The sequence below is a fragment of the Methylophilus sp. Leaf416 genome (genome assembly GCF_001424665.1).
Classification (GTDB): domain Bacteria; phylum Pseudomonadota; class Gammaproteobacteria; order Burkholderiales; family Methylophilaceae; genus Methylophilus.
In genome coordinates this window covers 273951-286105 of the sequence record NZ_LMQS01000003.1, presented here as the reverse complement: position 1 = coordinate 286105, position 12155 = coordinate 273951, and the positions used below count along the sequence as shown (strand labels likewise).

The window sequence follows — 12155 nt, the reverse complement described above, 5'->3', positions numbered from 1 at the left end:
CTTCTTACCAGATGAATACTTCCAAACAACCGCAGCCGCATCAGCCTCCAGACACCGAGTCTACTATTTCGGATTTGTTGCCTTATATCAAAGCGGCTAGAGATAAGTTTCCATCGAAAGAGGAATTATTTTCTGAGGTGAACCGGGATAGAGATAACCGCAAAAAAGTCCTTAAAACGGTGCAATATACCGCAGCGCTGGTTTTCTGTGCTTTGGGGGTGTGGACGGTCAATCCAACCATTTCAACGGATACTTATTCCACTCGATACTCCGAGAATGCAGAGTACACATTGACTGATGGCAGTCGTGTGCATTTAAATTCCAACACGACATTGCTGACCAGATTCAGGTTGCATTCCCGGGAATTGACGCTGGATAAAGGGGAAGCTTCCTTTACGGTCAAACATGAGTGGCGGCCATTCACGGTTGCGGTGGATACATCCAAAGTGGTAGATATCGGTACGGTGTTTAATATCTCGAAATGGGAACAATCGTTTGTTACCACTGTTTTGGAAGGTGAAGTGGAGTTACAAACTGGTGACCAGCAGACCAGGTTGATTGCCAGTCAATCGATTAAAGCGTCTGCCGGGAAGGCTGGTACACCATATCTGGCAGAGATGGATGCGGTAACGGCCTGGCATATCGGGAAAATTCTGTTTAACAAAACGCCATTAAAAGACGCGATAGCCAGCATCCAGCGCTACCGAAAAGCGCCTATCCAGCTGGACCCCCGAGTAGAAAACATGCTGATCACTGGTATTTATGACGTCAGCAAGGTTGAGCAATTGCTCGATAGCATGGATACCATGTTCCCGGTAAAAGTGACTCGTTCGAATAATGGGGAAATAAATATTCAAAAAATGCATTCATGACGTGCTAGTTTCATCGACGTTAATCGCCTTAAGGGTATAGCGGCAAATGTAGTCGCAAATATTTTTAAGGGAAACCATGACAGCACGTACTAATTTTCAGCTTAGCCGTCGTACTAAGTTGAAACAGTTATCTATCGCCGCATTACTTTCAATCAGCCTGCATGTGCATGCAGCCACTGCCAATATAGATATTGTCGCGCAATCACTAGATCAGGCTATCCTGTCGCTGGGCAAGCAAAGTGGTGAAAATATTGCCTTCCCATCAGATTTGGCCAGCACACTGAAAGCGCCTGCTGTGAAAGGTAATTACAGTGTTCAGCAGGCTTTGGAGTTGCTTTTAAAAGGCACCGGCTTAACCACCCAGAAAACCCCGGCCGGGTATTCAGTCGTTAAACAGGTCGAAAATAATACTGAGACGCTGCCTGAGGTGCAAATCAAGGATAAAGCGATTAAAGATATCACCGCTGAATATCCCGGGGGCCAGGTTGCACGCGGTGGTAAAGTAGGTTTGCTGGGCAATAAGGATTTGATGGATACGCCTTTCAGCGCCACACAATATACTTCTAAATTAATCGAAGACCAGCAGGCGCAGAATCTTGGCGATGTGCTCGTGAACGACCCTTCCATCCGCAATACCTATTCGCGTGGCTCAGGCCGTGACGAATTCAATATCCGTGGCTTTACGCTATTCAATTACGATGCCATGTTTAATGGCTTGTACGGTATTTCGCCGCGTGACTCTAGTTCGATGATAGGTATCGAACGTGTTGAAGTGCTAAGAGGCCCGAATGCGCTGTTAAACGGAATCGCGCCCGGTGGCTCAGTAGGTGGTGCAATCAATCTGGTCCCTAAACGTGCCGGCTATCAACCGCTTAATCGTATGACCTTATCTTATATTGACGATAGCCAGCTGGCGGCCCATGCGGATGTGGCAAGACGTTTTGGCGCAGATCAACAATTTGGCGTGCGTTTGAATGCGATTAAAAGTTCTGGTGATACGCCAGTGGACCATTCCAAAGAACGGCTGGATGCCATTGCCATCGGTCTCGATTTTCAAGGCGAACGGTTCCGTCTGGAAGGTGACATCAATTATCAAAATCGCCTGACTTATGCGCGTAGCGGTCTGCTGTTTGCAGATACTGGGGTAAGAATAGGTTCAGCGCCAGACGCTAAGAGCAACTTTTTCCCAAAATGGACTTATTGGGACAGTAACCAGATTTCAGGCACAACACGTGCGGAATTTGACCTGACAACAAACTGGATGGTTTATGGTGCATTCGGTGGTTCTGAGTATGACTTCAGTAGTTTGCAAACAAGCTGGTTATTGACCAATCAACAAGGAGATATTGCCTCACGTCCAGCACGCACACAACAATATGTCAAAACCCTGACCGGTGAGATGGGAGTTAGAGGAAAGTTTGTTACAGGCGCCTTGAATCACCAGCCGGTGTTAAGTGTTACTAATTATTTTATGGAGTCTGGATTCCAATCAGATCGAATAGGAGCAACATTTTCAAATATCTACTCACCGCAAGACGTAGCTAAACCAGCTATTTCATTAATAGGCAATGTCCCGAAAGCGGTGGAGACCAGGCTTCGCAGTATTGCTTTGGCCGATACCATGTCTATTCTGGATAACGCAGTACAACTCACACTTGGCGTGCGTCATCAAGAAGTCATTGTCGATAGCTTTGACGCAGCTGGCAACCGTCGACTTGATCAACACTATGATGAATCTAAACTGACACCTACCGTTGCCGTGGTCATTCGACCAACCGAAAAGTTGTCTTTGTATGCCAACTACATTGAGGCATTGAATCAGGGACCTATCGACCCGAATAGCGGACAGACATTTGCTCCTATGGTCTCCAAGCAGCGCGAAGCAGGTATGAAATATGATTTTGGCCGGTTTGCCACTACTGTGAGTGTGTTTGAGATTGAGCGCGCAAGCGAGATTACTGACCCGGCCACTTTGCTGTTAGAAGTGAATGGGAAACAGCGCAATCGCGGGATTGAATTCCTAACGCAAGGAGAAGTAGTCGAGAATGTACGGATATTAGGTGGTCTGGCGTTGACTGAAGGAAAACTTGTTAAAACAGAGGGTGGTACAACCGATGGTAATACGGCACCTGCAGTGCCTAGACAGCAATTCAATCTTGCCGCTGAATGGGACACGTCCATGCTGCCTGGACTGACACTGACTGCCAGAATGTTGCACACTGGCGAGCAATATCTGGATCCTGAAAATACGCAAAAAATTCCGTCATGGAATCGCTATGATTTGGGTGCGCGGTATGCGTTTACTACCGGCAAAGTGCCTGTCACTGTGAGAGGATCTATTGAGAACCTGTTTGACAAAAACTACTGGCTTTCTGCTGCACGTCAAGGACTGTCAGTGGGGGCACCAAGAACTGTATTGCTCTCTGTGACGGCTGATTTTTAAATGCATTAAACAGAAATAAACAGGGTCGTATTGAATAGGGAAGGCTTAAAGCCTTCCTTTTTTCTTTTGTGGACATTCACAAAGCACTTGTGCACTTAAGCCGGCCGAAACTTGCGAGAAATAGTTAGTCATTTTCATCACCTTCTGTAACCAATCAGACCGTAGCAGCGTACTAACAAGTGAAAATTGCATCAAAAAACTGCATACGACGGAACAGCTTTTTTCTCGACATGTTCGAAGATACGTTAAGTCATAAGGAGTGATGACTATGTTAATCAAAAAAGTTCAGGCAGCAGCGCTATGTTTGCTTGCATGTGTTGCCATGTCTGCAAGTGCAGAAAACGCGACGGCATCTGACACTATTGTTTTAGGCATGGGTTGCTTTTGGGGTGCAGAAAAACGCATAGCAGAAACCCCTGGGGTTATCCGCACTGAAGTGGGTTACGCGGGCGGCAATACCAAGTCTCCGACCTATGAAACCGTTTCCAGAGAGGGGCACGCAAACAAAGCAGAAACCCATGCTGAGGTTGTCAAGGTGACCTACGATAAAAATGCGGGTACGCTGGAAAAAGTGTTAGCTGCGTTCTGGCAAAACCATAACCCAACCCAGGGTAACCGGCAGGGCAATGATGTTGGTTCAAATTATCGCAGTGCTATTTTTTATAGTTCTGATAGCCAGCAGCAAGCCGCTCTGCAAACCAGGGAAATCTACCAGCAGGCCCTGACCAAGGCCGGGTTGGGGAAGATCACCACTGAAATCACGCCGCTGAAAACGTTTTACCCAGCTGAAGGTTATCACCAACAATACCTGAAGAAAAATCCCAACGGTTATTGTGGATTAGGTGGTACTGGCGTTGCGTTTCCTGGGACCACGCAAGTGACGCCAGTCGCGACAGCACCACTGGATGGCAAGAAACTTGCGAACAGGCAATTGGTGGTTTTCGAGTCTGAAACCTGCCATTTCTGCAAAGCGTTCGAGAAGGACATCATGAGTCAGTGGAAGTCTGAACTCGCTATCGCTAAAACCTACTCTACCCAGGCGCCGGCTGGCTGGGCACTGAAAGATTCTTTATGGGCAACGCCTACTATTGTCTTGTTTGAAAATGGTAAAGAAGCGTCGCGCTACACCGGTTATGACGGTAATAAACAGCGTTTTTGGCGCTGGCTTGGGGTGCAGACCTTAAGCGCTGAGCAAAGGAAAATCGCGTTTGAAAAAGGTACCGAAATGACGTTTAGCGGTTCGCTGCTTGATAATCATGCGTCGGGCTATTATGTGGACCCGGTTTCCGGCGAGCGACTGTTCAGGAGCGATAAGAAATTTAACAGCAAAACCGGCTGGCCCAGCTTTTTTGACCCATTGCCAGGCGCGCTGGTGATGAAAGAAGATTCAAGCCAGGGCATGCGCCGCACAGAGGTACTCAGCGCCAGTTCCGGTATTCATTTAGGCCATGTGTTTGACGATGGTCCGCCCCCGACTGGCAAGCGTTACTGCATTAATAGTGCTGTATTGAAGTTTGTGGCTGATAAAATATAAGCATATGATTAGTACACATCACGCACATACCGTTTTTCTCGGGCCATGGTTGAAACGTAATCAGCCGCCTGTTCTGCGGTCATGTTGCCATGCGTCTTGATAATGGCTTTCAAGGTGGCATCCACATCTTTCGCCATGCGGCTGGCATCACCACACACGCAGAACTGCGCGCCCTGTTGCAGCCATTGCCACAACTCTGCACCTTGCTCCAGCATGCGATGTTGCACATAGATCTTTTCTTTCTGGTCGCGTGAGAAAGCAGTATTCAGCTTGTCCAGCACACCTGTTTTTTGCAGAGAATCGAGCTCTTCTTTATAGTAAAAATCAGTGGCGGCATGCTGTTCGCCAAAAAACAACCAGTTTTTACCTTTGGCGGCAATTGCCTGGCGTTCCTGTAAAAAGGCGATGAATGGGGCAATGCCAGTGCCAGGGCCCACCATGATCAGCGGCGCATCAGGGTTTTTTGGTGGGCGAAAGTGTGCAGAGCGTTGCAAGAAAATATAGACTTCTGCCTCTTGTGCGCGGTCTGCCATAAACGTAGAGCAGACGCCACCACGTGCCAGGTCTTTTCCGTAACGTACTGTGGATACCGTTAAATGCACCTGGTCCGGAAAAACTTTAGGGCTGGACGAAATGGAGTACAAACGTGGCTGCAAACGCTTTAATACGGCCAGCCATTTGCTAGCTTCGACTTTAAACGGGAAGGCCAGTAAAAGATCGATGATTTGTTTTCCCCATAGCCAGTCTTTGAGGCGTTCGTCATCTTCCATCAATAATGCCAGGGCCGGGCTGGCGCTATGTTCCTGCACAAATTTCACCAAGTCCGGGGTAATCCGTGCGATTTCGTAGTGATGTAGCAAAGCATCGCCTAGTGCAAGCTCACCTTGCTCTTTGACGGTGACCATGGTCGAAGCGGAAAGCTTTAATGCGCGCAACATTTCACTGACCAACTCCGGGTTGTTTGTTGGCCACACCCCCAGCGCATCGCCAGCTTCATATTTGAACCCGCTATTGTTCAAATCAAAGCCAAACTGGCGGATTTCTTTTTCAGCACCTTCCGCGTTCAGGCGCTGGTTGATGATCAGCCTGGTTTTTAGCGGATGTTGACGTGTGTATGCGGGCGCTGCCGGGTATGCTGCAATATCGCTGACTGCTTCATCGATTAAATCCGCCATTGCCAGCACCGGTTGGTTGACGGGGGCAGACACAGCCGCCAAAGCCGCCACTGTTTTCTCTAGCCAGGCATTGGCTGGTTCCTCAAAATCCGGTTCGCAGTCAACGCGGTCAAGCAGGCGTTGCGCGCCTAGTGCTTCCAGTCTGGCATCCAGTTTGCGGCCAAAGCCGCAGAACTGGGCATAGCTGGAGTCGCCAAAGGCCAGCACGGCAAAACGGGTATTTTCAAGTGATGGCGCATTCTCTGCCTGCAGTCCACTCCAAAACAGGCTGGCATTGTCTGGCGGGTCACCGTCACCAAAGGTACTGGTCAGCAGCAAGACTTGTGCGTATTTAGCCAGGTCTGCCATGTTGATACTATCCATGGCCTTGACTGACGTTTGCAGACCGCCTGATCTGATGCGCTCGGCACATTTCTCGGCAAAGCCTTCGGCATTGCCGGTTTGTGATGCCCATAGAATAGCCACAGTAGCGGCAGCCGTTGCCGGGTTGGCCGAAAAATCCGGCAAGCCGCTGGGAAACTGGTCGCCATGCGGTAACCAGCTACGCGCAAATAATCCCGCCAGCATGCCATTGACCAGCAGGTGTTTGGCCGGAGCCAGTGGTGCGCTTTCCGGCAGCATGGGTACACCGCCCATTTTGCGTGATTCTTCGCTACGTAAACCACTAATAAAACCTTGCAGATAAAGCTGTTCCTGCGCCTCGAGGACAATTTCGGGTGCGGTATCCAGGCCAAGTAACCTGGCCAAAGCATCGATATCTCTCATGTCGAGTTCCTTGTTATTCTTGCTCGCCTCACCGGTGGCGATCAGGGCAAGCTCTTCTGCGTCCTGACTAAGCGGGGCAGGCGCGCTGGCAACGCGTGTCATGGTCACGGCGCAAAATTTGAATTCGGGTTGTTGCGAGATAGGGTCAATCGCATCGCTGGTCACGGCATTGATTGTCAGGTCGTCGCCATACACATCATTCCAGTGGAAGGGGGCGAAGCAGTTGCCAGGGCGTACGCGGTCGGTCACCACGGCGGGTAATACTGCACGGCCGCGTCGTGAGCGGATTTCAACCTGGTCCTTGTCTTTAATCCCTAAGGCGGCGGCATCTTCAGGATGCATTTCAACAAACGGTCCCGGGTTGAGTTTATTCAGGGTAGCGATCTTGCCGGTTTTGGTCATAGTGTGCCACTGGTGCTGCAAGCGACCGGTGTTGAGCACAAACGGGAAGTCGTCGTCGGGCAGTTCGGCCGGATCCATATGCGGGCGGGCAAAGAACACGCCTTTACCACTCGCTGTCGCAAATGCAATACGTGGCCGGCTGCCGTCTTCACGTATTTTTAAAACCTGGTTGATGCCATCGTTAAGGTAGCGAATCGGGTTTCTGTCATTCTGGCTATCCGGTGAACACGGCCATTGCAGCGATGTTTCGCGTAACTTTCCATGGCTGACGCCACGGATGTCATAGCCGGTGTTGAGATTGGTCGTGCGCGTAATTTCTTCAAATACTTCGGCACCACTGTTGTAACTGAATCCATCGCTAAAACCCATCTCGCAAGCGACTTTGGCGATGATCTGCCAGTCAGCCATGGCTTCGCCAGGTGCATTGACTGCCTGTTGCATCAGGGTCATATTGCGTTCGGAGTTGATCATCACACCTTCTGCTTCGGCCCACAAGGCGCCTGGTAGCAGAATGTCGGCATAACGGTTGGTTTCGGTGTCGAGGAAGGCATCCTGTGCAATGACCAGTTCGGCTTTCTCTAGGCCGGCAATCACATTTTTGCGGTTGGCCATGCTGGCGACCGGGTTGGTGCAGATCACCCAGCAGGCTTTGATCTTGCCTGCCATCATCTGCTCGAACATGGCTACGGTGCCGCCGCCGAGACGGGTATGCAGGGTGCCTTCCGGCACTTTCCAAAGCTGTTCGATAAACTGTCTGTCCTGTTCGACCAGCACAGAACGCTGACCGGGTAAGCCCGGGCCCATATAGCCCATTTCACGTCCGCCCATGGCATTCGGTTGCCCGGTCAGTGAAAACGGGCCGCTACCCGGACGGCAAATCGCGCCGGTAGCCAAGTGCAGGTTACAAATCGCATTGGTATTCCAGGTGCCATGCGTGCTTTGGTTCAGGCCCATGGTCCAGCAACTCATCCAGTTTTTGCTGGTGCCTATCCATTCAGCCGCCTGGAGGATATCCGCGATATTCAGGCCGGTGATCTCGGCCACTTTTTCCGGCGAGTAATCTTCCAGAAAGGCCGGCATCACTTCCCAGCCTTCGGTAAATTCGGCGATGAATTCGGCATCAGTATGGCCGTTTTTCACCAGCAGGTGCAGCAGGCCATTCAGCAAGGCGAGGTCGGTTCCCGGCTTGATCTGCATAAACAGGTGTGCTTTATCGGCAGTGGTACTGCGGCGTGGATCTACCACGATCAGTTTGGCACCAGCCTTGACCCTGTCCATCATGCGCAGGAACAGGATAGGGTGGCAATCGGCCATATTGGCGCCGGTCACAAAAAACAGGTCGGTCTGGTCAAAGTCCTGGTAGGAACCCGGTGGACCATCTGCGCCTAACGACAGTTTATAACCGCTGCCGGCACTGGCCATACACAGGCGGGAATTGGATTCAATGTTATTGCTTCCGAGGTAGCCTTTGACCAGCTTGTTTGCCAGGTACTGGGATTCAATCGACATCTGGCCGGAAACATATAAGGCAATGGCGTCCGGGCCATGCTCGTCGAGAATGCCACGCAATCGGCGTGCGGTTTCCTTGATGGCTTCGTCCATGCCGGTACGCACGGACTCCTGCCCGCGTTCAGGGCGCACATAGGCAGATTCGAGGCGCCCGGATTCAGCAATGGCTTGTATGCAGGTGCTGCCTTTGGTACACAAGCGGCCATAGTTGGTCGGATGCTGCTTGTCACCGTAGACCTTGATCACGCGCCGGGTCTTGGTTGCTAAGTCATCCTCCACTTCCATGACAATGCCACAACCTACGCCACAATACGGGCAAACTGATTTAACCTGCTTCACCATTGTTGCTGGTCCCGATTCTATCCAGTCAGCCTATACCTGTACCCAGACTGCGCCATCGCGCAGTTCCACCGGGTAGGTTTGCAGGCGGATATCCGTATCTTCCACGCAGATGCCGGTACTCAACTGGTAATGGTGCTTGTAAATGGGGGACGCGACGACACGTTCGCCACCCAGGTCACCGACGATGCCACGCGAAATGACGTTGGCATCACTGTGCGGATCGTAGTTGTCGATGGCGTACAGCAGGTCGTCCTGCAAGCGGAAAATCGCCACCTGGCGACCCTCTACCAGGGCGCATACGCCGGTGTTGGGCCAGATATCATCCAGTGCGCACACTGCATGCCAGGTGCCTGAAGCGGCAGTGGAAATCGCCGCCTGATTGGCTGTACTGTCTGATACGGCTGCTTGTTGTAATTGACTCATCGTTCTACTCCACTCATTACTCGGTCGTTGCCAGGATTGGGATGACCTTTGCCTGCTTCTTTTCTTCTACTGTTGCCGGGCGCATCTGGTCGCGTTCCTTGACGAAGACGATGTTGTTGTCGCCAGCCACGCTGTTGACGAAGCTGCGGAAACGTTTGCGCACTTCAGGATCATTGACGGCGGTTTTCCACTCATCCTGGTAGTTATCCACCACATGCTGCATCTGCGCTTCCAGCTCTGCGCCCAGGCCCAGGCTATCGTTGATGACCACGTCTTTCAGGTAATCAAGGCCACCTTCCAGGTTGTCACGCCAGGTACTGGTGCGTTGCAAACGGTCAGCAGTGCGGATGTAGAACATCAGGAAGCGGTCTATCATGCGGATGGCGTCTTCTTTGCTGAGGTCGCTGGCGATGAGTTCGGCATGGCGAGGTTTCATACCGCCGTTACCGCAAACGTAAAGGTTCCAGCCGCTTTCGGTTGCGATCAAACCCACATCCTTGCCTTGTGCTTCGGCGCATTCACGCGTGCAACCGGAAACCCCAAACTTGATCTTGTGTGGCGCACGCAAGCCTTTGTAGCGGTTCTCCAGCTGTACCGCCAGGCCGACACTGTCGTCCACGCCATAGCGGCACCAGGTGGAACCGACGCAGCTTTTTACAGTACGTAGCGATTTGCCGTAGGCATGGCCGGATTCAAAACCGGCAGCGATCAGCTCTTCCCAGATATTAGGTAATTGCTCGACGCGGGCACCGAACATATCCACTCGTGCACCACCAGTCACTTTGGTATACAGCTTGTATTTCTTGGCGATCTGGCCGATGGCGATCAGGCCATCCGGTGTGACTTCGCCACCCGGCATGCGCGGTACCACGGAGTAGCTGCCATCTTTCTGGATATTGCCGAGGAAGTAGTCGTTGGAATCCTGCAGTGAAGCCAGGTCTTTCTTCAGGATAAAATCATTCCAGACTGAAGCCAGTACACTGGCGGCAGTCGGCTTGCAGATATCGCAGCCCAGGCCTTTACCATGCTTGTGCAACAGTTCGTCAAAGGTCCTGATCTGCTCTACGCGCACCAGGTGGTAAAGCTCCTGGCGTGAATAGGGAAAGTGTTCGCACAGGTGATTGTTGACGGTCATGCCCAGCTTGACCATATGCGCTTTCATCACTTGCGTCACTAAAGGTACGCAGCCACCGCAGGCCGTACCCGCCTTGGTGCAGGATTTGATGGCGCCTATGCTGCAATTGCCGGCAGCCACCGCTTCGCCAATCTCGCCTTTGTTGACGTTGTTGCAAGAACATAGCACCGCCGTGTCTGGCAATGCATCCACACCCAGGCCAGGTTTTTCCTTGCCATCACTGGCAGGCAGGATCAGGAATTCAGGATTTTCCGGCAAGGCCATGTTGTTGACGGTCATTTGCTGCAAGGTGCCGTATTCATCGGCATTGCCGATCAGCACCGCGCCCAGCAGTTTCTTGCCATCTTCGCTGACGACGATTTTTTTGTAGATGTTGCGCACTTCATCTGTGTACTGGTAGCTACGGCAGCCATGGGTCTTGCCATGCGCATCACCGACACTGGCGACATCGACGCCCATCAGCTTGAGCTTGGTGCTCATATCTGCACCCTGGAAAGTTGATGCGGTTTCGCCAGCCAGATGCGCGCAGGCCGTGCGGGCCATATCGTAGCCAGGGGCTACCAGGCCAAACATCTCGTCGTTCCAGCTGGCACATTCGCCGATGGCGTAAATGTCGTGGTCGCTGGAGCGTGAGAAATCGTCAATCGCGATACCGCCACGTGCGCCTATCGCCAGGCCGGATTCACGCGCCAGTTCATCACGCGGACGGATACCGGCAGAGAACACGATCATGTCGGTCTCCAGCCAGGTTTCATCAAAAAACACCATGCGGTGGCGTGCAGTCGCGCCATCGACAATCGCGGTGGTATTGCGGCTGGTATGTACATGCACACCAAGCTCCTCAATCTTGCTGCGCAGCACACGGCCACCGGCTTCGTCCACTTGCACCGCCATCAGGCGCGGGGCGAATTCCACCACGTGGGTATCCAGGCCCATGTCACGCAATGCCTTGGCGCATTCCAGGCCCAGCAGGCCACCGCCGACCACCACGCCGCTCTTGGAGGTTTTACCTGCCGCGGTCATCGCTTCAAGGTCTTCAATGGTGCGGTACACAAAGCAGTTTTCGCGGTCACGACCCGCCACCGATGGCACGAACGGTACCGAGCCGGTGGCCAGTACCAGTTTGTCGTATGGCAGCGTCGTGTTGTCAGTCAGGGTGACGACATGCTGATGTCTATCAATATGGCTCACACGCGCATTCAGTCGCAATTCCAGGCCAGGGCGGTCATAAAAACCAGGCTCAACCAGTGACAGGTCTTCAGCTGTGCTGCCGGAGAAAAAGCTGGAAAGATGCACACGGTCATAAGCAGGGCGTGGTTCTTCGCCCAATACTGTCACTTGCAGGTTGGCGGCCGCCAGGTCAGGGTGGCGCTTGACCAGCTCCTGCATAAAGTAATGTCCCACCATGCCGTTGCCGACAACTACTATGCGGGTGTGTTGATTCATCGTAATGTTCCCCATCAGATGCAAGCATGTGACACGTTATTTCATTGATCATGCATTGCTGTTTACTAAGCTAAAAACGAAAAAAGGCGTCCATAGCTTATCTAGCGAC

The 12155-nt window shown here is 52.0% G+C and carries 6 protein-coding genes; 3 read left to right on the top strand and 3 right to left on the bottom strand.

The genetic code is table 11. From position 1 onward, the window contains the following. Positions 1-11 precede the first annotated feature (11 nt). From ASG34_RS09180 to msrA, 3 genes are all read left to right on the top strand, one after another. On the top strand, positions 12-872 hold the full coding sequence (locus ASG34_RS09180) for a FecR family protein (protein WP_235559744.1): 861 nt from the start codon (positions 12-14) through the stop codon (positions 870-872). 76 nt (positions 873-948) lie between these two features. Beyond that, complete coding sequence (locus ASG34_RS09175) at positions 949-3315, top strand: TonB-dependent receptor (protein WP_055829761.1); 2367 nt, start codon at positions 949-951, stop codon at positions 3313-3315. 268 nt (positions 3316-3583) lie between these two features. Beyond that, positions 3584-4849 carry a peptide-methionine (S)-S-oxide reductase MsrA gene (gene msrA / locus ASG34_RS09170; RefSeq protein ID WP_235559741.1) on the top strand — a complete coding sequence of 422 codons (1266 nt, stop codon included), beginning with the start codon at positions 3584-3586 and terminating at the stop codon, positions 4847-4849. Between the two features lie 8 nt (positions 4850-4857). On the opposite strand, the gene ASG34_RS09165 is transcribed toward msrA, so the two are convergent. The 3 genes from ASG34_RS09165 to nirB are packed head-to-tail and all read right to left on the bottom strand — an operon-like array spanning position 4858 to position 12046. Continuing rightward, complete coding sequence (locus ASG34_RS09165) at positions 4858-9042, bottom strand: bifunctional nitrate reductase/sulfite reductase flavoprotein subunit alpha (protein WP_055829758.1); 4185 nt, start codon at positions 9040-9042, stop codon at positions 4858-4860. A 30-nt stretch (positions 9043-9072) separates the two neighbouring features. Beyond that, positions 9073-9465: a nitrite reductase small subunit NirD gene (gene nirD / locus ASG34_RS09160; RefSeq protein WP_055829756.1), complete on the bottom strand. Its 393-nt coding sequence runs from the start codon at positions 9463-9465 to the stop codon at positions 9073-9075. 16 nt (positions 9466-9481) lie between these two features. After that, positions 9482-12046 (bottom strand): nitrite reductase large subunit NirB, encoded by a 2565-nt coding sequence (gene nirB / locus ASG34_RS09155; RefSeq protein WP_055829754.1) that lies wholly within the window; start codon positions 12044-12046, stop codon positions 9482-9484. Positions 12047-12155 lie beyond the last annotated feature (109 nt).

What these genes read in the sequence shown, in the direction of transcription:
- ASG34_RS09180 (WP_235559744.1), top strand. Translation starts at nt 12, where the DNA reads ATGAATACTTCCAAACAACCGCAGCCGCATCAGCCTCCAGACACCGAG.
- ASG34_RS09175 (WP_055829761.1), top strand. Translation starts at nt 949, where the DNA reads ATGACAGCACGTACTAATTTTCAGCTTAGCCGTCGTACTAAGTTGAAA.
- msrA (WP_235559741.1), top strand. Translation starts at nt 3,584, where the DNA reads ATGTTAATCAAAAAAGTTCAGGCAGCAGCGCTATGTTTGCTTGCATGT.
- ASG34_RS09165 (WP_055829758.1), bottom strand. Translation starts at nt 9,042, where the DNA reads ATGGTGAAGCAGGTTAAATCAGTTTGCCCGTATTGTGGCGTAGGTTGT.
- nirD (WP_055829756.1), bottom strand. Translation starts at nt 9,465, where the DNA reads ATGAGTCAATTACAACAAGCAGCCGTATCAGACAGTACAGCCAATCAG.
- nirB (WP_055829754.1), bottom strand. Translation starts at nt 12,046, where the DNA reads ATGAATCAACACACCCGCATAGTAGTTGTCGGCAACGGCATGGTGGGA.